The 20,294-nt window shown below is 66.1% G+C and carries 19 protein-coding genes; 11 read left to right on the top strand and 8 right to left on the bottom strand.

Features of this window, described 5'->3' with window-relative positions:
- Window positions 1–10: 10 nt before the first annotated feature.
- On the top strand, window positions 11–703 hold the full coding sequence (gene rplA, locus AADH62_RS13335) for a 50S ribosomal protein L1 (protein WP_292710068.1): 693 nt from the start codon (window positions 11–13) through the stop codon (window positions 701–703).
- Window positions 704–754: 51 nt separating this feature from the next.
- Here rplA and AADH62_RS13330 read toward each other — a convergent pair whose 3' ends face one another.
- Window positions 755–1,417: a LysE/ArgO family amino acid transporter gene (locus tag AADH62_RS13330; RefSeq protein ID WP_341579904.1), complete on the bottom strand. Its 663-nt coding sequence runs from the start codon at window positions 1,415–1,417 to the stop codon at window positions 755–757.
- Between the two features lie 71 nt (window positions 1,418–1,488).
- Here AADH62_RS13330 and AADH62_RS13325 point away from each other — a divergent pair, with 71 nt between their 5' ends.
- Window positions 1,489–2,415: a LysR family transcriptional regulator ArgP gene (locus tag AADH62_RS13325; protein WP_341579903.1), complete on the top strand. Its 927-nt coding sequence runs from the start codon at window positions 1,489–1,491 to the stop codon at window positions 2,413–2,415.
- Here the strand turns inward: AADH62_RS13325 and AADH62_RS13320 are convergent.
- The 4 genes from AADH62_RS13320 to AADH62_RS13305 form a co-directional block, all read right to left on the bottom strand.
- Window positions 2,402–3,433 carry an NADP-dependent oxidoreductase gene (locus AADH62_RS13320; RefSeq protein ID WP_425355694.1) on the bottom strand — a complete coding sequence of 344 codons (1,032 nt, stop codon included), beginning with the start codon at window positions 3,431–3,433 and terminating at the stop codon, window positions 2,402–2,404. The two genes, AADH62_RS13325 and AADH62_RS13320, sit on opposite strands and share 14 nt — an antisense overlap.
- Window positions 3,434–3,598: 165 nt before the next feature.
- Window positions 3,599–4,084 (bottom strand): MarR family winged helix-turn-helix transcriptional regulator, encoded by a 486-nt coding sequence (locus AADH62_RS13315; RefSeq protein ID WP_341579902.1) that lies wholly within the window; start codon window positions 4,082–4,084, stop codon window positions 3,599–3,601.
- Entirely contained in the window at window positions 4,081–5,802 is a 1,722-nt protein-coding gene (locus AADH62_RS13310) for an MDR family MFS transporter (protein ID WP_341579901.1), read from the bottom strand. Before AADH62_RS13310 ends, AADH62_RS13315 begins: the two co-directional genes overlap by 4 nt.
- 170 nt (window positions 5,803–5,972) lie before the next feature.
- A complete protein-coding gene (locus AADH62_RS13305) occupies window positions 5,973–6,623 on the bottom strand; it encodes a YqaJ viral recombinase family protein (protein WP_341579900.1) in 651 nt (216 codons plus the stop codon).
- 331 nt (window positions 6,624–6,954) lie between these two features.
- Between AADH62_RS13305 and rplJ the strand changes: the two genes are divergently transcribed.
- From rplJ to AADH62_RS13290, 3 genes are all read left to right on the top strand, one after another.
- Window positions 6,955–7,470: a 50S ribosomal protein L10 gene (gene rplJ, locus AADH62_RS13300; protein WP_292710080.1), complete on the top strand. Its 516-nt coding sequence runs from the start codon at window positions 6,955–6,957 to the stop codon at window positions 7,468–7,470.
- A 42-nt stretch (window positions 7,471–7,512) separates the two neighbouring features.
- Window positions 7,513–7,902 carry a 50S ribosomal protein L7/L12 gene (rplL, locus tag AADH62_RS13295; RefSeq protein WP_292710082.1) on the top strand — a complete coding sequence of 130 codons (390 nt, stop codon included), beginning with the start codon at window positions 7,513–7,515 and terminating at the stop codon, window positions 7,900–7,902.
- Window positions 7,903–8,017: 115 nt separating this feature from the next.
- A complete protein-coding gene (locus tag AADH62_RS13290; RefSeq protein ID WP_341579899.1) occupies window positions 8,018–10,546 on the top strand; it encodes an HAD-IC family P-type ATPase in 2,529 nt (842 codons plus the stop codon).
- Here the strand turns inward: AADH62_RS13290 and AADH62_RS13285 are convergent.
- Both AADH62_RS13285 and AADH62_RS13280 read right to left on the bottom strand, forming a co-directional pair.
- The gene (locus tag AADH62_RS13285; RefSeq protein ID WP_341579898.1) at window positions 10,476–10,922 is read right to left on the bottom strand and encodes a hypothetical protein; all 447 of its coding nucleotides are present in this window, start codon (window positions 10,920–10,922) and stop codon (window positions 10,476–10,478) included. The two genes, AADH62_RS13290 and AADH62_RS13285, sit on opposite strands and share 71 nt — an antisense overlap.
- A 112-nt stretch (window positions 10,923–11,034) precedes the next feature.
- Window positions 11,035–12,069 (bottom strand): LacI family DNA-binding transcriptional regulator, encoded by a 1,035-nt coding sequence (locus tag AADH62_RS13280; RefSeq protein WP_341579897.1) that lies wholly within the window; start codon window positions 12,067–12,069, stop codon window positions 11,035–11,037.
- Between the two features lie 300 nt (window positions 12,070–12,369).
- On the opposite strand from AADH62_RS13280, the gene AADH62_RS13275 reads away from it, so the two are divergent.
- From AADH62_RS13275 to AADH62_RS13260, 4 genes are all read left to right on the top strand, one after another.
- Window positions 12,370–13,683, top strand: a complete 1,314-nt coding sequence (locus tag AADH62_RS13275) for an ABC transporter substrate-binding protein (RefSeq protein ID WP_341579896.1) — start codon at window positions 12,370–12,372, stop codon at window positions 13,681–13,683.
- Window positions 13,684–13,785: 102 nt separating this feature from the next.
- Window positions 13,786–14,919 (top strand): sugar ABC transporter permease, encoded by a 1,134-nt coding sequence (locus AADH62_RS13270; RefSeq protein ID WP_341579895.1) that lies wholly within the window; start codon window positions 13,786–13,788, stop codon window positions 14,917–14,919.
- Between the two features lie 51 nt (window positions 14,920–14,970).
- Complete coding sequence (locus AADH62_RS13265; RefSeq protein ID WP_425355693.1) at window positions 14,971–15,933, top strand: carbohydrate ABC transporter permease; 963 nt, start codon at window positions 14,971–14,973, stop codon at window positions 15,931–15,933.
- Between the two features lie 159 nt (window positions 15,934–16,092).
- Window positions 16,093–17,472, top strand: a complete 1,380-nt coding sequence (locus tag AADH62_RS13260) for a multidrug effflux MFS transporter (RefSeq protein ID WP_425355692.1) — start codon at window positions 16,093–16,095, stop codon at window positions 17,470–17,472.
- Here AADH62_RS13260 and AADH62_RS13255 read toward each other — a convergent pair.
- The gene (locus AADH62_RS13255) at window positions 17,462–18,028 is read right to left on the bottom strand and encodes a nitroreductase family deazaflavin-dependent oxidoreductase (protein ID WP_341579894.1); all 567 of its coding nucleotides are present in this window, start codon (window positions 18,026–18,028) and stop codon (window positions 17,462–17,464) included. The genes AADH62_RS13260 and AADH62_RS13255 overlap by 11 nt on opposite strands.
- Window positions 18,029–18,097: 69 nt before the next feature.
- Here AADH62_RS13255 and AADH62_RS13250 point away from each other — a divergent pair, with 69 nt between their 5' ends.
- Both AADH62_RS13250 and AADH62_RS13245 read left to right on the top strand, forming a co-directional pair.
- A complete protein-coding gene (locus AADH62_RS13250) occupies window positions 18,098–18,730 on the top strand; it encodes an N-acetyltransferase (RefSeq protein ID WP_341579893.1) in 633 nt (210 codons plus the stop codon).
- Between the two features lie 9 nt (window positions 18,731–18,739).
- Complete coding sequence (locus AADH62_RS13245) at window positions 18,740–20,293, top strand: SDR family oxidoreductase (RefSeq protein ID WP_341579892.1); 1,554 nt, start codon at window positions 18,740–18,742, stop codon at window positions 20,291–20,293.
- Window position 20,294: the final 1 nt, after the last annotated feature.

Below are 20,294 nucleotides of genomic sequence, written 5' to 3'. Positions count from 1 at the left end.
GAGGACGACAATGGCTACCAAGTCCAAGGCTTACAACGAAGCAGCTTCGAAGATCGAGGCAGGCAAGTTCTATTCGCCGAGCGAGGCAGTGAACCTGGCGAAGGAGACGGGCTCGAAGAAGTTCGACTCCACCGTCGAGGTCGCCCTCAAGCTCTCGGTCGACCCGCGTAAGGCAGACCAGATGGTGCGCGGCACCGTCATCCTGCCCCACGGCACCGGCAAGACCGCACGCGTCATCGTGTTCGCAACCGGTCCTGCTGCCGAAGCGGCGATCGCTGCAGGTGCTGATGAGGTCGGCGGCGCCGAGCTCATCGAGAAGGTCGCCGGCGGCTACACCGCGTTCGACGCTGCGGTGTCGACCCCGGAGCTGATGGGCCAGGTCGGGCGTCTGGGTAAGGTCCTCGGTCCTCGAGGCCTCATGCCCAACCCCAAGACCGGCACCGTGACGCCCAACCCCGCCAAGGCGGTCGAGGAGATCAAGGGCGGAAAGATCGAGTTCCGTGTCGACAAGCACGCCAACGTGCACTTCGTCGTCGGCAAGGCGTCGTTCTCGGCCGAGCAGCTCGACGAGAACCTGAAGGCTGCGCTCGACGAGATCGTTCGCCTCAAGCCCTCGAGCTCGAAGGGTCGCTACATCCAGAAGGGTGCAGTGTCAACCACGTTCGGCCCCGGCATCCCGCTGGATGTCAACAGCATCGCCTGAGCAACGCTCTGATACGACAACGGCCTCCGCTGCGGCGGGGGCCGTTGTCGTTCATCCGCCCAGGATGAGACTCACGCCGAGGGCGATCATGACGACGGCGATGATCGCATCGAGGATGCGCCAGGCTCGCGGCGTCGCGAGCCACCGCCCGAGATACCGGGCACCGAACCCGAGCGCGCTGAACCAGAGGACACTCGCGGACACGGCGCCGAGCGCGAAGACCCAGCGGTCCTCGCCGTGGGAGTTCGCTACTCCACCGAGCAGGAACACTGTGTCGAGATAGACATGCGGATTGAGCCAGGTCAGGGCCAGCGCCGTGAGCACGGTCGCCGACAGTCGCGTCTCGGTGGTCACCGAGTGGGTCGCCGACGCCTGCTCAGCGGCAGAGCCTGCGGCGGCTTCGGCCGACGGGTCGACAGTGAGCGCTCCGGAGGGGCGCCACGCCCGCCTGGCTGCGAGGAGGCCGTACCCCACGAGGAAGGCCGCGCCCGCCCAGCGCACGGCTGTGACCAACCACGGCAGGGCCGCCAGTGCGAGCCCGATCCCCGAGACGCCCAGCATGATGAGGGCAGCGTCGGATGCCGCGCACACGACCACCACGGCGAGGACGTGCTCACGCCGAATGCCTTGACGCAGCACGAACAGATTCTGCGCGCCGATCGCGACGATCAGCGAGAGGCCGAGGCCGAGGCCGGCCAGCAGGGGAGTGAGCACCTCTCGACGGTAACGAGAGCAATGGATTCACTCCAGCTCAGGATTCTTGTGTGCCATTAGCATCGCTTCACATGAAGATCGACTTCGACCTCGCTGACACCGTGGCAATCATCGCCGAGGAGGGCACCCTCGAGGCTGCGGCGCGACGGATGCGGATGACGCCGAGTGCCGTGAGCCAACGCCTGCGCGCGATCGAGGATCAGCTCGGCCGGGTGCTGCTCGTTCGATCGAAGCCGGTTCGTCCGACGGACGCCGGGGATGCCGTCATCCGGCTCGCCCGTCAGGCGCGCGTCCTCGAACACGACGCTCTTGCCGGAATCGGTGGAGTCCGTGTTGATGACGGCGCCGACGAGGGGCCGGTTTCGGTGCCGTTGGCAGTCAACGCTGACTCGCTCGCCACCTGGTTCCTCACGCCGCTGGCGCGCCTGAGCGCGCGGCATCCGGTCGTGTTCGATCTTCATCGCGACGATCAGGACTTCACCGCTGCGCTCCTCGAGGGCGGCACCGTGATGGGCGCCGTGACATCGCGTGCAGAGCCGGTAGCCGGATGCCGCGTGACCGCGCTGGGTGTCATGCGCTACGAGGCAGTTGCAACCCCCGATTTCGTCGCCCGTTACCTCGAGACCTCACGCAACGACATCCGTGCGCTGGCTGCAGCCCCGGTCGTCCAGTTCGATCGGCGCGACGATCTGCAAGACAGGTGGTTGCGGGAACAGGGGATCTCGGGGTCGGATGCCCCGCGGCACTATGTCCCGGCATCCCATGATTTCGCGCAGGCAGTCGGGCTCGGATTCGGGTGGGGGTTGCTCCCGGGCTTTCAATCCGATGCTGGGCTCGAGAGCGGCGCGCTCGTGCGCTTGGGAGGTCCGCCGATTGACGTTCCTCTGCACTGGCAGCAGTGGAATCTGCGCTCGCCGCTCCTGGATGCCGTGGCCACCGAGATCGTCGAGGAGGGGCGACGGGTGCTTCGACCTGCGCCCAGCCTCAATCGTCGCTGACGCGCAGCACGATCTTGCCGCGCGTGTGTCCGCCCTCGATGTCGGTGTGTGCCCTCGCTGCGTCGGCGAGGTCGAGGACGTGGTCGATGTAGACCTGGATCGACCGGGAGTCCAGCAGGCGGGCGATCGTCGCGAGCGTCGCGCCTTCGGGAATGACCTTGTAGCTGGTGGCGCGGACGCCTGCCGTTGCCGCTGCTTCGCGGTAGTCCGGCCAGGACCCGGTAGGTACGAGGATGTACATCCCGCCCGGACGCAGGACCGAGAGGGAGCGTGTGCCGATCGAGTCGGTGACGTTGCCGACGAGGTCGATGACCACATCCATATCGTGCACGACCTCCTCGAAGCGCGTCGAGGTGTGGTCGATGACGACTGACGCGCCGAGGTCGCGCAGCCAGGGGGCATTGGCGCCGGACGCCGTGGCTGTCACATGAGCGCCGAAGTAGGCAGCGAACTGCACGGCAAAATGCCCCACGCCCCCGCTTCCCGCGTGGATAAGAATGCGCTGACCCTCGTGGGCGTGAGCCGTCTCGACAACCAGGCCCCAGGCTGTGAGGGCCGCCACCGGGACTCCCGCTGCCTCGACGTGCGAGAGGGATGCAGGCTTTCGCGCGATCGACAGCGTGGGTGCGACGACATACTCCGCGTAGCTTCCGGGCGTTCGGGGAAACCCTGCCATGCCGAAGACCTCGGTACCGACAGGGAACGGATGCGTCTCAAACGGGGACTCAACGACGACGCCGCTGAAGTCGAATCCGAGGATCCCGGGTAGCTCGGAGACGGCAGGAGCGAGTCCCTTACCGGCGCGGGTCTTGGCATCGATCGGGTTCACACCCGCAGCCACGACGCGCACGAGCACCTCGCTGAGCACGGGGCGCGGTACGGGGACAGTTCCCTCGGTGAGCACGCGGGGCGCGCCCCACTGGGCGACGGTGACCGCCCGCATCACCTCCGGGACCTCCGCGGGTTCGGTCGAGAATGCCTGAGCTTCGTGGGATTGGCGTAGCGGCCGGAATCGCATCGGTCGCTCCTTCCGCGAATACGTCGTCTCAGGGTCGTGCACATCGGCGTCGACGTGACACTGGACGACCAGTGGAACCCCGCCCTCCGCGAGGTGATCTCAGTCAACCGCGCGATTGTCTCGCTCGTGTTACGTCGGTGTCACCGCGCCGATAAGACGCGCCAGTCAGCGCTTCGGGATGTCGCCGGACGCGAAAGCGGTGAGCAGATCGGTGAGATCATCGATCGACTCGGTGGGCCACTCCGCGAGGGTATGAGAGAGCATCCGCTCGTACGGTGCTCGTGCGGCATCCAGTCGCTTCCGTCCCTCCGCGGTGAGGGAGATCAGCCGCGAACGGCGGTCGTCGGGATCAGCGGTCCGCTCGATGAACCCGAGGCTCTCGAGCTCGCTGATCTGTCGGCTGATCATTCCCTTGTCGGCCGTCAGGCGGTGGGCGAGAGTCGACGATGTCGTGGGTCCGATGCGGCCGATCGTGGCCAGGAGTTTGAATGTCCCGGGGAGCATTCCCGGGCTCACCTCATCGGCGATCTGCGCATAGAACTTTCGGATGCGCGAGATGAGCTCGGAGATCGCCCCCTCGAGCCGGTCGACTGCCGCGCGATGCTCGCGGGCTGCGGGGTCGAGGTCCTCGGGAGCTGCGGTTTCGCTCATCGCGGCGACCCCGGGCTGGATGCCGCGCGAGCAGTCTCGCCGCGGCGGGAACCGTCGGCATCCGTCGAGAAGTCGGCAGTGGCGGTGAGAGTGTCCATGCCCTCGGCGACTGACACGGTGGCGAGGTCGGCTTCGCTCGCTTCCAGCCGCTCGCGGTTCGTCATCCGAGTCAAGGGGACGTTCGGTAGGAACGCGATGGCGATGAGGCTCACGATCGCGAACGGAACGAGGATGAAGAAGGACTGTGAGATGCCTTGAGCATAGACGTCTTCGAAGATGACCCGCAGACCTTCGGGCATCGCAGAGACCTGCGGGAGGGATCCCGACTGCAGCTGCGAGGCCCAGCTCGAGGCCTGGTCGCCGAGGGCCCCGAGCGCGGCGGTGATGTCATCCTTTCGTCCCCCCAGCAGGTCGGTGACGCTGCTGGCAAGGGCTGCGCCCATGACCGCAACGCCGACGCTGCCACCGAGGCTTCGGAAGAAGGTGACGCCGGAGCTTGCAACGCCGATCTTCGTGGGCTCGGTCGTGTTCTGGACGACGAGCACGAGGTTCTGCATCGTCATCCCGATGCCGGCGCCGAGGAGGAACATGTACAGCGACACGAGAGCGAAGTTCGTGTCGTAGTGGATCGTCGTCAGCAGGGCGGAGCCGGCGATCAGCGAGATGCTGCCGGCGATGAGGTAGGGCTTCCAGTGCCCGAAGCGGGTGATCAGCTGGCCGACGCCGACGGATGCCACCAGAAGGCCGGCGATCATCGGGATCGTCATCAGCCCGGCCTCGGTCGGTGTGGCGCCCCGGGCCAGCTGCATGTACTGGCTCAGGAACACCGAGGCCCCGAACATGGCGATGCCGGTGGCGATCGAGGCGAGCACGGCGAGCGTGAACGTGCGGCTCCGGAACATCGAGAGCGGGACGAGGGGTTCGCGTGAGCGCAGCTCGACCACGATGAACGCAATGGCTGCGAGGATCGCGCCGCCCACCATCAGCAGGGTCGTCAGGCTCCACCAGTCAAAGGAGTCCCCGGCGAGGGTCACCCAGATCAGAAGCAGCGAGACGGCAGCCGAGAGCAGGACGATGCCGAGGTAGTCGATCGAGACCTTGCGTGCGGTCAGAGGCTTCAGGTGGAGGGTCCGCTGCACGATGATCAGCGCTGCAACGGCAAACGGGAGGGCGACGTAGAAGTTCCAGCGCCAGCCGAACCCGTCGGTGATGACGCCGCCGACGAGGGGACCGCCGATGGTCGCAAGCGCCATGACGGCCCCGAACAGACCCATGTAGCGGCCGCGCTCGCGGGGACTGATGATGTCGGCCATGATCACCTGGCTGAGCGCCGCAAGGCCTCCGGCGCCGACGCCCTGCACGGCACGCATGGCGATCAGCCACTCGGCGTTCGGAGCGAATCCCGCCGCGGCTGTCGCGATCACGAAGACGCCGATCGCGAGTTGGAAGAGGAGCTTGCGATTTATCAGATCGGCGAGCTTTCCCCACACGGGCGTCGAGATCGCTGTCGTCAGAAGCGTTGCTGTCACGACCCATGTGAACGCGGTCTGATCGCCGCCGAGATCGTGGATGATCACCGGCAGCGAGGTGGAGACGACTGTCGAGGCGAGCATCGAGACGAACATGCCCAGGAGCAGTCCCGAGAGAGCCTCGAGAACCTGGCGGCGAGTCATCCCGGAGTCGGTGAGGGCGGGAGCTGGAGAAGAAGCGGATGCCATGGGTTGCCTTCTGGACGACGAGGATGTGGCTGCGCTCGTCATCGCGCAGTCATTGACAAATGTCAACTATACGCTATTTGGTTGACAGGAGTCAATTAGTTGGTGGACGTGCGTCATAGCGGAGTCCGACGGTGCCGGATGAGGCGAGGCGAGCGGTGGGGCGTGGCTGATCAGTCGGACAGCGCGAGGGCGCGATAGGGCTCGCGTGTCGTGACCGGGGCGGCCGTCAGAGTTCGCGTGCGCTGTGTGCGCATGTATAACTCATCGATGAGGGCCGTCGCCAGGCTCACCAGTCGCGCGATCTCAGTCTCATCGCGGTCAATCCACGCGCACCGCGGCTCGTCGCCGACCGGGACGAAACCGTCATGCTGCTCCCAGGCGACGAGCGTGCGCTCGGCGCCGAGGACGTGCTGCTGCCACCAGACCTGTCGGAGGTAGGAACGGGGGATGCTGCGCCACTCCTTGTTCGTCGTCTTGATCTCGGCGAGGATGATGCGCCCCTGCGCGTCGACCACGACACCGTCGGGGGTGGCCAGGTGGCGCTTCTCGATCTCGGCGTGAAAGAGCGCCGAGGAGGGCTGGATGCCGTGCGTTGCAGCTACCCAGCGAGCGATCTCAGGTTCCCGTAGCCGCCCGTGGTTCGTATACGCGTTGCCTGAGAAGCCCGATCCCATGAGCTTGGCGTCTGCTGCGCGGGCGATTGCCCGCTCGGAAGTGAGCGTCGCGACATCCGTCGCTGTGATCCCGCGCGAGCGTGCCCGCACCCACGCGACCCGATCGCGCGAATCGGCGACGATGCGCGCTTGGAGTTCGGGAGTCACCCCTCGACCCTACGTGCGGGTGGCGACCTCGGCGGTGCGTACACGCGAGGAAGCGCGAGAGCCTCGACGCCGATTTGTCGGGGCGACCGAGTGCCGCGTACACTTATCGGAGCCGAAGACCGCCGGTCATCGTCGCGCGCGCAAGCGAACGTCGATCGAAGCACTGGAGATTCTCTCTCGGGAGAGTACCCAGGGGCCCGCGCAGGTGACACGAACAACGCCCATCCGGGCCGAAGCTCCGTGCGCTTGCGCCGGAGCTTTTCTCATTTTTTGGGGGTCCGAGGCTCCCGCCCCACCACCGTGAGGCGGGGACAAGACACAAGGAGTGGCCATGGCGCAGAAGGAAGCGACGGTTGCCGAGCTCACGAAGCATTTCGAGGACTCGACCGCCGTTCTGCTCACCGAGTACCGCGGTCTGACGGTTGCGGAGCTCAAGGAGCTCCGCAGCGCGATTCGTCAGGACGCCGAGTACGCCGTGGTGAAGAACACGCTGTCCAAGATCGCCGCGAACAACGCGGGGATCACGGCACTGGACGAGGACCTCGTGGGTCCCTCGGCCATCGCGTTCGTGCACGGTGACCCGGTCACCGTCGCGAAGGGACTGCGCGCCTTCGCCAAGGCACACCCTCTTCTCGTGATCAAGGGCGGATACTTCGACGGTTCCCCCCTGAGCGCGGAAGAGGTAGGCAAGCTCGCCGACCTCGAGAGCCGTGAAGTCCTGCTGGCGAAGCTCGCCGGCGCGATGAAGGCCTCGATGACCAAGGCAGCATTCGTCTTCAACGCACTGCCGTCGAAGGCCGTTCGCACGGTCGACGCGCTGCGTGAGAAGCAGGAGTCCGCGGCCTGAGACGGGCCCCGGCGATAACCACACCCATCAAGGAGAATCATCATGGCAAAGCTCAGCACTGAAGAGCTGCTCGACGCGTTCAAGGAGCTCACCCTCATCGAGCTCTCCGAGTTCGTCAAGGCGTTCGAGGAGACCTTCGACGTCACCGCCGCCGCGCCCGTCGCAGTTGCCGCTGCCGGCGCCCCCGCCGGTGGTGCCCCCGCCGAAGAGGTTGAGGAGAAGGACTCCTTCGACGTCATCCTCGAGGCCGCTGGCGACAAGAAGATCCAGGTCATCAAGGTCGTCCGCGAGCTCACCTCGCTCGGCCTCGGCGAGGCCAAGGCCGTCGTCGACGGTGCTCCCAAGGCTGTCCTCGAGGGCGCCAACAAGGAGACCGCAGACAAGGCGAAGGCTGCGCTCGAAGAGGCAGGCGCCACGGTCACCCTCAAGTAAGTCCCTGCGACTTTCTTACGACGGCCTCGGATGCTTCGGCATCCGGGGCCTTCGTGCATTCCCGGCATCCGAACCTGCACCCTCCCGCGCCGGGCGTGCCCGCTAGGGTGAACGCATGACCAGCGGTACCGATGTGGCAACGCAGCCAGGGCCCGAGCCGACCGGGGATGACGAGATCACCGGACTCACGGCTGCCGAGGTGGCCGAGCGTGTGGCCGACGGCCGAACCAACGCCTATCAGGCCGACTCGAGTCGGAGCATCGGCAGTATCATCCGTGCCAACGTCTTCACGATATTCAACGCCATCGTTGGCTCGTGCTTCGCCGTGCTGCTGCTTCTCGGGAGGTGGCAAGACGCGATCTTCGGCCTCAGCGCCCTGGCAAACACGATCATCGGTGCGTGGCAGGAATTCCGCGCCAAGGCGGCGCTGGATCGGCTTGCCCTTCTGAATGCACCGACCGCTCGTGTTCTGCGCAACGGTGTCGAGGCCGAGATCCACCCGACGAATGTCGTGATCGATGACATCCTGGTACTCCGCGCCGGCGACCAGATCGCTGCCGACGCCGAGGTCATTCACCCGCGCGGGCTGCAGGTCGACGAGTCGATGCTCACGGGCGAGTCGGATGCCGTCGACAAGCGTCCCGGTGACGAGGCGCTTTCTGGGTCGATCGTCGTCGCGGGGGAGGGGATGGCACGCGTCATCCGTGTTGGTGCCGATTCCTACGCCAACCGATTCGCCGCTGAGGCCAAGCGATTCTCGCTCGTCTCGAGCGAGCTGCGCTCCTCGATCAACCTCGTGCTGCGCGTCGTGGGATGGGCGATCGGGCCCATGGCGCTTCTGGTCCTGAACGCCCAGATGATGGTCTTCGGCGGATGGGTCGCCGCCTGGGAGAGTGGTGACTGGGTTCAGGCGGCTGTGAACACCATCGCCGCGGTCACCGCGATGATCCCGCTCGGACTCGTGCTCATGACCAGCATCGCCTTCGCCGTGGGCGCGGCGAAGCTCGCCTCCCGACAGGTGCTCGTCAACGAACTCCCCGCCGTCGAAGGGCTGGCACGCGTGGACGTCGTGTGCCTCGACAAGACCGGCACGCTCACTGCGGGCGAGATCGAGTTCGATGCCGTTCATCCCGTCGGCGGTGCTGCGGCGCCCGGATGGGATGAGGCGCTCGCGTGGTACGGCGCCGATCCGGCGGCCAACGCCACAGCGCGGTGCCTGCGAGACCCCTATCCGCTCGAAGCTCCTGTCGCCGCAGGGTCGGTCATCCCGTTCTCGTCGGCGCGCAAGTGGAGCGCCGTGTCGTTCACCGATGGTCCGTCGGGCGCCTGGGTGCTCGGTGCACCCGAGATGGTCTTTCCGGAAGAAACCGGGGCCGGCACCGACCTCGGGTCCCTGGTCGCCGAGCTTGCCGCGACGGGACGGCGCACCCTCGTGCTCGGCCACTCGCCGCATCCGATCTCCGACGAACAGGCCGAGGCCGAGCGCATCCCCGACGACCTCGTCCCGATCGTCGTTCTCACCTTCCGCGAACAGGTGAGGCCAGATGCCGCGCAGACGCTGGCGTACTTCCGGGAGCAGGGGGTGGGCATCCGTGTCATCTCGGGCGACAATCCCGGCACTGTCGCTGCCATCGCGCGTGAGGTCGGAGTGGACGCGCCCGAGGGGTTCGATGCCCGCCAGCTGCCAGACGACGACGAGGCGCTCGCAGACGTGCTCGAGACGTACCGCGTGTTCGGTCGCGTCACCCCCGAGCAGAAGAAGCGCATGGTCACTGCCCTGCAATCGCGTGGCCACACCGTGGCGATGACCGGCGACGGCGTCAACGACGCGCTCGCGATCAAGACCGCCGACATCGGCATCGCGATGAACTCCGGCGCCGCTGCCACGAAGGCGGTGGCGCGCCTCGTGCTGCTGGACGGCCAGTTCTCGCACCTGCCCGATGTCGTCGCGGAGGGGCGCCAGGTGATCGCCAACATCGAGCGGGTCTCGATGCTTTTCCTCACCAAGACCTCCTACATCTTCGTGTTGTCGATCGTGTTCGGCATCCTGGTGCTGCAATTCCCATTCTTGCCCAGGCAGCTCTCCATCACCGACGGGCTCACGATCGGCATCCCGGCGTTCTTCTTGGCCCTCATGCCCAACCGGCAGCGCTATATTCCCGGGTTCCTGCGGCGGTCGCTGAGTTTCGCCATCCCCGCCGGTGTCGTCGTCGGGGCAGGCCTCACCCTCTACACGCTCGGCGCGCAGTCGCTCGGCGTCGATGAGCAACAGATGCGAACGGGCGCGACGATCCTGCTCGCCATCGTCGGGATCTGGATCCTCACCGTGCTGTCCCGCCCGATCGACCGCTACAAGGGCCTTGTGGTCGGCGCGATGTTCATCGGCCTGGTGCTGATCTTCTCGGTGCCCCTGGCTACCGAGTTCTTCCAGCTCACGGACCCGGGGGAGGACGCCGCGTATCTGCTCACAGCAGTGATCGTGGCGACGATCGGCGGAATCGAGATCGTGCGGTTCATCCACCGCCGATTCGTGGCGCGTGACATGGCCGCGAGGGCGGTGGGCGCGAAGCCTGTCAGCGCCGGGCGTCAGCGGCGGCGCGGAAGAAGCGGTTCGTCGGCGGAAGCCACAACACCACGAGAGTGAACAGCTCGAGCACCAGCTGCGCGACGGCGATCCAGTCGAAGTCCGCGGTGGCGATGGCCAGGCCGTGAAGCGGCACTTGGATCGCCAGGTAGACGGTGAGCGTGATCCGCGACAGCCGGCTGCCGCGCGCGACGCCGGACGCGATCCCGATGATCAGCAGCCCGATGAGGATGATGGCAGCCCCGACGAGTGACACCGCGAGGATGTCGCCTGAGCCCGTCTGGTCGTAGCGGCTGAGCAGTACCAGGATGCCGAGCAGGATGCTCAGCATCCCCGTGACATAAACGAACGCGACGGCGAGAGACACGATCACCGGGCGACGCGCGGCATCCGAAGTCGCCGTCCCCGCGCCGCCCTCGGCCGCCGTCTCGTTCACGGCACCACTGTAGCGGGAGGCGTCTGCCGCACGAGACTCCGCAATTCGGATGACACACCGCGCGCTACGCCGCGTGTCACGGGAGGTTGGGTGTCTCGCGGAGGATCGGGTGTCAGGATGTGACACCGACGCCGACGGTCACCGAGGCGGTTCCCGGGGGCGGAGCCGTTGAGTTGCGCACGATCAGGCGGGCTTGGATGCTGACATCCTGCGGAACCTGCGCGGGATCCTCGAGCTGTCCCAGCAGCATCCGCGTGGCATGCATGCCCTGACTGCGTGGTGACTGTTCGAGCGTCGTGAGAGAGAACATCTCGGCGAACTCGTGATTGTCGATACCGACGACGCTCAGCGCTGACGGAACCGGGATGCCCAGCCGCCGGGCAGCGATGATGGCGCCGATCGCAACTTCGTCGCAGGTAGCCAGGAGCGCCGTGGGACGTCGTGCGGGGTCTCCGAGTAGGTCGACGGCCGCCGCATATCCGCCGGGCAGACTCACCTCCGACCGGACATGCGTCACGGTCAGACCCGCCTCCGTCATCGTGCGCTGGTACCCGGACAGGCGCGCGCGATCGACGTGCGGACCGCTCGACACCGAGACGCCCCCGAGGAAGGTGATCTTCGTATGACCGAGTTCAATGAGGTGCGTTGTCGCGCGTCGCGCTGCATATTCGTCATCCAGTCGCACGACGCCCGCGTTATCGCCGATTGCCACCACGCTCACGACGGGACGACCGATCGCGACCAGTCTTTCGAGCTCGTGGTCGTCCGGTTCGAGCCCGACCGCTATCAGCCCGTCGAATCGCTTTCTGGCCAGGAAATCATCGAAGACGCGTCGACGACCCTCCGTCCCCGGCTTGGCGTCGTAAAGAGTCAGGTCGTAGCCGGATTCGAGAAGCACCTCCTGGATGCCTTCGAGCACCTCGGCGAAGAACCATCGGTTGAGGTACGGCATGACGACGCCGATGTTGCGTGTGCGTCCGGTGGCGAGGCTCGCAGCGCTCGAGGAGGGGACATATCCCATCTCGTGGGCGACTCGGGTCACCCGCTCCCGTGTGGCAGCAGCGACATATCCGTGTCCGGTGAGAGCGCGACTTGCCGTCGCCTTCGAGACTCCCGCAGCGCGGGCCACGTCCTCGATGCCGCTCACGTCGTTGTACCTTCCGGCGGTTCTCTGCGGTTCCCGACACCGCACCCGCGATCGATCGTCGATCCCTTGTAGGGACAGGCTAAACGACGAAGGGCGAAAAGGGGAACCGGTTCCACAAGAATGTCGTGTCGTCAATAACTATCGCGATAGGGAAAGGAGCGCTCCCAACCGCAGTTATCGGCTCGTAATGGTTCATCTGTTGTGCGCTGGAGAAGAGGGCGATACGGTATCATGGAAACGGTTCCCGAGAGGCTCTTACGAAGGAACCATGTTTGCGCTCAACGAGGAGGAGTCTTTCATATGGGCATGACACAGCGTCACAAGGTGCTCGGCGCCGTGGCGATCGCCGGCGTCGCGGGCATCGCGCTCGCCGGTTGCAGTGGTGACAACGGCGGCAACGGTGGGGGCGGCGACGTCGACAACGTCGTCACGATCTACGGCACGATCTCGGACACCGAGGCGGAACTGCTCGACCAGTCGTGGGCCGACTTCGAAGAGGAGTCGGGAATCGACATCCAGTACGAGGCTTCCAAGGAGTTCGAGTCTCAGATCGGCATCCGTGCACAGGGTGGCAACCCGCCCGACATCGCGATCTTCCCGCAGCCCGGTCTGCTCGCCGACCTCGCGTCGCGCGGCTACCTGGTTCCGGCTCCCGAGGCCGTGCAGCAGAACGTTGCGGACTACTGGTCGGAGGACTGGGCCGCGTATGGCACCGTCGACGGCACGCTGTACGGCGCGCCGCTGATGGCATCCGTCAAGGGCTTCATCTGGTACCAGCCCGCGAAGTTCGCCGAATGGGGCCTCGAGGTCCCGACCACTCTCGATGAGCTCATGGCGGCCACCGAGACCATCCAGTCGACCACGGGCAAGGCTCCGTGGTGCGCGGGCTTCGGCTCGGGCGATGCAACTGGCTGGCCGGGAACCGACTGGATCGAGGACATGGTGCTTCGCGACTCGGGTCCCGAGGTCTACGACCAGTGGGTTGCCAACGAGGTGAAGTTCACCGACCAGCCGATCATCGACGCGTTCGACGCGACCGGTGAGTACCTGCTGAACCCCGCCTACGTCAACGCCGGCTTCGGCGACGTGCAGTCCATCAACTCGACCGAGTTCGGCGACCCTGCGGCTGCCCTCGTCTCGGGTGAGTGTGCACTGCACCACCAGGCGTCGTTCTTCACCGGATTCATCGAGGATGCCGGCGGCGTTGTCGCCGAGGACGGCGACGTCTGGGCATTCATCATGCCTGGTCAGGAAGCGGGAGCTCCGGCGGTCACCGGTGGCGGTGAGATCGTCGGTGCGTTCAACGACGAGTCCGACACCCAGGCTGTGCTCGAGTACCTCTCGAGCCCGGAGTGGGCGAACAACCGCGTCTCGCTCGGTGGCGTCATCTCGGCCAACACCGGCCTCGACCCGGCCAACGCATCGTCGGGCATCCTGACCCAGGCGATCGAGATCCTGCAGGACCCGAACACCACGTTCCGGTTCGACGCATCCGACCTGATGCCCAGCGCCGTCGGCGCCGGGACGTTCTGGAAGGGCATGGTCTCGTGGATCAGCGGAACCCCGGTTGACGAGGTCACCGCGCAGATCGAAGCCGGCTGGCCCGCCAGCTGACAGTAATGACGGAGGGGCCGCCTCGCTCAGGCGGGGCGGCCCCTCCGTCGTCTTCCTGGCTAGGATTCGAGCGAGTCCGCTGACGTACTCGAAAGGAGCGACGTGACCGCCTTCTTCAACTGGGTCGGCACGATGCACCCGATTCTGCAAGCGATCGTCGTGGTCGTTGCATTCCTCGTGGTGATCGGCCTGATCCTCTTCCTCATTGACATTGCTCCCCGCTCGGGGCCCGTCTACACCTGGATCCGGCTCGCGATGTGCGTGCTCATCCCGGTAGCCACGGTTCTGCTGTTCAACTCCGTCTGGTGGGCGGCGATCGTCGCCGCTCTCATCGGCGGGCTGTTCTTCGTGATCGACTACCGATCACGTAACGGCAAGGGTTACTTCATCCAGCTCATCGCCTTCATGACTCCGGCGGCGCTGCTGCTGCTGATCGGTCTGATTCTCCCGTCGATCCAGACCTTCGTCGCATCGTTCATGAACGCGGCGGGCAACAAGTTCGTCGGGATAGACAACTTCGTCTGGATCTTCACGCAGCCCGAGGGAATCCGAACCGTCGTCAACACGATCGTCTGGGTGCTGATCGCACCGACCGTGTCCACGATCGTGGGACTCGCTTACGCGGTGTTCATCGACAAGACCCGCGGTGAGAAGGTCTACAAGGTTCTGGTGTTCATGCCGATGGCCATCTCGTTCGTCGGTGCGAGCATCATCTGGAACTTCGTGTACGCCTACCGCGGCCCGGAGTTCACCCAAATCGGCCTTCTCAACCAGATCGTGGTCTGGTTTGGGGGAGACCCCGTGCAGTGGCTGCTCAACGAGCCGTGGAACACGCTGTTCCTGATCGTCGTGCTCATCTGGGTGCAGACCGGTTTCGCCATGGTCATTCTCTCCGCGGCGATCAAGGGCGTGCCGACCGAACAACTCGAGGCGGCGCAGTTGGACGGAACCAACGCGTGGCAGCGTTTCATCAACGTCACGGTCCCGGCGATCAGCCCGGCGATCATCGTGGTCCTCACGACGATCTCGATCGCTTCGCTGAAGGTGTTCGACATCGTTCGCACGATGACGGGCGGCAACTTCGGTACCTCGGTGATCGCTAACGAGATGTACACCCAGTTCACGAAGTTCGAGGCGGGGCGGAGCGCCGCGTTCGCGGTCGTCCTGTTCCTCCTGGTGCTGCCGATCGTGATCTACAACGCGCGGCAGATCCGCAAGCAGAAGGAGATCCGATGAGCGAGCTCATGCCCGTAGATCTCCCGAAGGGGGGATCCAGTGAGTGAGGTCATGCCGATCGATCTACCGATCGACAAGGAGACCGAGAAGGAGCTCACCCGCGGTATGGCGAGGTCCGAGGGCCCCGCGCGACGTGCGCGTAAGGTGCTCTCCAAGCCGTGGGCGACCGTCGCATCGATCATCATTGCGGTGGCGTGGACGATCCCGACTTTCGGTCTGTTCATCTCTTCGTTCCGGCCCGAGCAGCAGATCAAGACGACCGGATGGTGGACGTTCTTCGCCGACCCGCAAGTCACGCTGGAGAACTACATCCAGGTGCTGCAGGCCGGAAACACGCAGCTCACGATGGCCGAGGCGTTCATCAATTCGATCGCCATCACGATCCCAGCCACCATCGTGCCGTTGACGATCGCGGCCTTTGCGGCCTATGCGTTCTCGTGGATCGACTTCAAGGGTCGCGACTGGCTGTTCATCTTCGTGTTCGCGCTGCAGATCGTGCCGATCCAGATGGCGCTGATTCCGCTGCTGAGCTCGTTCTCGCGAGGCCTGAACATCTTCGGACTGCAGATCACCGGGCCCCTCGGAGTCTCCGGCGGATACGCACAGGTCTGGATCGCGCACTCGATGTTCGCGTTGCCGTTGGCGATCTACCTGCTGCACAACTTCATGTCGCAGATCCCGGCTGACATCATCGAGGCGGCACGGGTGGACGGGGCATCGCGCGGGCAGATCTTCTTCCGCATCATCCTGCCCTTGACGATGCCGGCGCTCGCGTCGTTCGCGATCTTCCAGTTCCTCTGGGTCTGGAACGACCTGCTCGTGGCGTTGATTTTCGCCGACGGGCCGGTTGCGCCGATCACGAAGCTGCTCGCAGAGATCACGGGAACCCGTGGAAACGAATGGCAGCTGCTCACTGCCGGCGCCTTCGTGGCGATCATCGTTCCACTCATCGTGTTCTTCTCGCTGCAGCGCTACTTCGTGCGGGGCCTGCTCGCAGGGTCGACAAAGGGCTGATCGCAAGAGAACCAGGCGAAGGGGCGTTCCGGAAGGGGCGCCCCTTCGTCGTCGGATGCTCGGTGTGATGGCATCCGTTATCATGTAGTCGAATCGATTCGACGCCGATCGGGGGCGACGATCCCCGAGCGCCGAGTAATCTCCTTCTGAACGGAACCCGTGCTCGACACCGCCTCCAACCCCGTGACGCCCGAAGCTCAATCCGCGAGCGGGGTGTCAGACCCCGCTCCCGCAACAGAAGCCACCCGCCTTCGCGCCGCGACGGGTGCAATCCGTACGCTCGGGACGAACCCCGCCACGGCGCCGATCATGCTGCACCCGGGCGATGCCATCCCCGCGCGTCGCCGCGTCCTGTACATCATTCTGCTCGGCGCGTTGACGGCCCTCGGCCCCTTCACGATCGATCTGTACCTCCCGGCGTTTCCGGTCCTGGAGGACGATTTCCAGACCACGTCAGCCGCGATCCAGCTAACCCTCACGGGCACGATGATTGGATTTGCTGTCGGTCAGCTCGTGGTGGGCCCGCTCAGCGACGAGGTCGGGCGACGGATGCCGCTGATCGCTGTGACGGTGCTGCATGTGCTGGCGAGCGCAGCCGCGGCCCTGGCGCCGACGCTCATCACCCTCGGCGCAGCCCGGTTCTTCATGGGAGTCGGCGCTGCCGCGGGCGGCGTCGTGGCGATGGCGATCGTGCGCGACCTCTTCGGTGGGAAGCGCTTGGTCGTGATGCTCAGTCGGCTCGCGCTCGTGAGCGGTGTTGCCCCGGTCATTGCGCCTCTCATCGGCTCGGCGCTTCTGATCGTCATGCCCTGGCAGGGGATCTTCGTCGTTCTCGCCGTTTACGGCGTCGTGATGCTCGTCAGCACGATCTTCCTCATCCCCGAGACCCTGCCGCCCGCGCGCCGCCACGACAAGGGCAGCACCACGACCTGGCAGCGGTATCGGTCGGTTCTCAGTGACCGCGTGTTCCTTGGCGTGCTCGTGATCGGCGGCATGAACTTCAGCGGACTGTTCTCGTATCTGTCAGCCTCGCCGTTCCTCTTTCAGGAGGGCTACGGATTCGATCCACAGGCCTATGGTCTGCTGTTCGCCGTCAACTCTCTCGGGATCGTCTTCGGCGTGCAGATGGCCTCGCGGCTGGCTGCACGCTTCGGGCCCCAGTGGGTGCTGGCCTTCTCGACGGCGGGCACCGTGGTGTTCGGTGCGGCGATCATCCTGGCCGACAGTCTCGGACTCGGACTCTGGGGAACGATGGTCCCCCTGTTCCTGTTCATCACCTCGGTCGGCTTCGGCTTCCCGTGCGTACAGGTGCTCGCCCTCGACCGCCACGGCAAGGCGGCGGGGACCGCGGCATCCATCCTCGGGGCGGTCAACTTCGGCGTCGCCGGCGCCATCTCGCCGCTCGTCGGCTGGCTCTCCGCCAGCGCTGGCATCACCGCCACGACGATGGCATCGGTGATGGTGGGTTGCGGAGCGATCGCTGTCATCGCACTGTGGGCGATCGTGCGGCCCCGGACGGTGCAGGCCCTCACTCCGTAGGGGCGGCCTCGCCGCGCTTGGCGTGTTTGCGTACCGGCTGGAGCCGGAACAGTCGCACGGTGCGGTGGGATTCCCGCTCGTAGGCGCGGTAGCCGGGCCATTGGGCCTCGATGCGCGCCCACGCGGCGTCTCGCTCCTCGTCCGGGATGAGGCTGGCGTTCACGAGCATCAGCTTTCCGCGAACCGTGATCGCAGCATCCGGATGGGCGAGCAGATTCGTCGTCCAAGCGGGGTGGCGTTCGCCGGCGAAGTTGGTCCCGGCGACGATCGCCCGGCCCTGTCCGTCGGGGGTGTACATCAGCGGAACATCACGGATGAGACCGCTTCTGGCCCCGGTCGTGTGGAGAACGAGTGAGGGAACCAGGACGGCGCTGAGCTGCACTCGGCCGCCGCTGAGGGCGGCGAAGACCCGCTCGACCGGGGGGAGCAGGCGGGGACCTGCGGCGCGGAAGAGTCGGGTTCTGGTCAGCGGCGCCAGAAGTGTGCGGAGCAGATCGCGCACCGGCCTCGCGATACGCTGTGCGATCTCGGACACCTGACCGGTGCTCACACCCACGCGTTCGTCCTCACCTCGCCATCCTCGCAGCCTCGTCGCAGGCGGACTACCCCCGCGTACCATCGTGGCGTGGCCAGCATTCGACCCTTTCGCCCCGAGGATGAGGCGGCACTGTCGTCGGTGTGCATCCGCACGGCGGATGCCGGATCCGATGCGACAGGCATCCTGACCGACGACGAGATCTGGCCCGAGGTGTTCCTGCGCCCCTACCTCGCCCGGCATCCGGATGACGCGTTCGTGGTCGACGATGAGGGCGAGGCAGTCGGATATCTCGTCTGCGCACCCGATACGAGGTCTTTCGAGGACTGGTTCAGCACGTCGTGGTGGCCCGAGCGCGGGGCGCGGTGGACTCCGGATGTCGACGCCGCGGATCTGCGTGCGGAGCGCACCGCCGGCATCCTTCGCTACGCTGCCGCCAGACGCGCGGGAGCCGAACCCTACGGTGACGCCTATCCCGCTCACCTGCACATCGACCTGCTGCCGCAGGCGCAGGGACAGGGATGGGGGCGACGCTTGATCGACGCGCTCATCGAGACCCTCCGTGAGCGCGGAGTCCCCGGTGTGCACCTGGTGGCCGACGCCACGAACACGTCGGCTCTCGCCTTCTACGACCGCCTCGGATTCGTGAGGCTTCCCTCGCACGAGGGAGTTCAAGCCTTCGGAATGTCGCTGAGCGGCCCGGAGGGGCCAGGGCCGCGTTAGCCTGCCGGTGTGGAAGACCTCACCGCACCGACCGGCCGCGAACCCGCTCTCGCAGCTTCACCCCGCGCCGACGGCGAGAAGCCGCGCGCGCTCGTGCTCGGCGCCACCGGGTATCTCGGTGGGCGGCTCGTTCCGCGGCTGCTGAACGCCGGGTATCGCGTGCGGGTGCTCGCCCGGCATCCGGGGCGCGTCGCCGCCTTCTCGTGGGGGGATCGCGTCGAGGTCGTGGCCGGCGACGCGAAGGACCCGGATGCCGTCGCCGACGCCGTGGGCGAGGTCGACGTGCTCTACTACCTCATCCATTCCATGATGTCGGGTCGATCTTTCGAGCAGACCGACCACGACGTTGCCACCACCGTCGCGGATGCCGCAGCTGCGGCATCCGTGGCCCGCATCGTCTACCTCGGCGGGCTCCACCCGGACGATGCTCCGCTGTCGCCTCACCTGCGTAGTCGGGTGGAGGTCGGTGAGATTCTGCTCGCCTCGGGGGTGCCGACGCTCGTGCTGCAGGCGGGTGTCGTCATCGGGTCGGGTTCGGCGTCGTTCGAGATGGTGCGGCACCTGACCGATGTTCTTCCGTACATGCCAGCCCCCAAGTGGGTGCGCAACCGCATCCAGCCGATCGCGGTGCGCGACGTGTTGCACTACCTGCTCGGTGCGGCGCACGTTCCCGCTGAGGTGAACACGGCTGTCGACATCGGTGGCCCCGACGTGTTGCGGTACGGGCAGATGATGAACGGGTACGCGGTCGTCGCGGGCCTCCCGCAACGCGCAATCGCTGCACTGCCCGTGCTCACTCCGCGGCTCGCGTCGCTGTGGGTCAACCTCGTCACGCCGATCCCCGCCGCTATCGCTCGCCCCCTGGTCGAGTCGCTGCAGGTGGACTGCGTGGTGCGTTCCTGGGCTGTCGACGATCTCATTCCTCGGCCCGAAGACGGCCTCATGCGATACCGGGATGCCGTGGCTCTAGCCCTCAACCGCGAGAAGGATGACACGGTCGAGACGAGCTGGGCCGATGCGGAGCTTCTGGATGTGCCCTCCAGTCCGTTGCCGAGTGACCCGGACTGGGCCGGTCAGGTCGTGTTCGTCGATGAGCGATCTGCGACGACTCCCGCACCGGCATCCGCGCTGTGGCGGGTGATCGAGGGTATCGGCGGGCAGAACGGCTGGTACTCCTCGCCGCTGCTGTGGGCCATTCGGGGATGGATGGACCGGCTGGTCGGCGGAGTCGGGTTGCAGCGCGGGCGCCGAAGCAAGGGCCGCCTGTCAGCGGGTGATGCCCTGGATTTCTGGCGCGTCGAAGCTATCGAGCGCGGGAGCTTCTTGCGCCTGCGAGCCGAAATGAAGGTTCCGGGTCTGGCGTGGCTTGAACTGCGGGCGGTCCCGACCGAGACCGGATCGCGCTACGAGCAGCGCGCCGTGTTCTTCCCGCACGGACTTGCCGGGCGCCTGTACTGGTTCGCCGTGCTGCCCTTCCACGGGTTCATCTTCAGCGGGATGGCCAATCGGATTGCGGCTACCGCCGAGACGCTCGTGAGCGACCCCGAGTCCGTCGACGTCTAGA

The sequence above is a fragment of the Microbacterium schleiferi genome, from assembly GCF_038150145.1.
Taxonomy (GTDB): domain Bacteria; phylum Actinomycetota; class Actinomycetes; order Actinomycetales; family Microbacteriaceae; genus Microbacterium; species Microbacterium schleiferi_B.
This window is presented reverse-complemented; position numbering and strand designations above follow the sequence as displayed.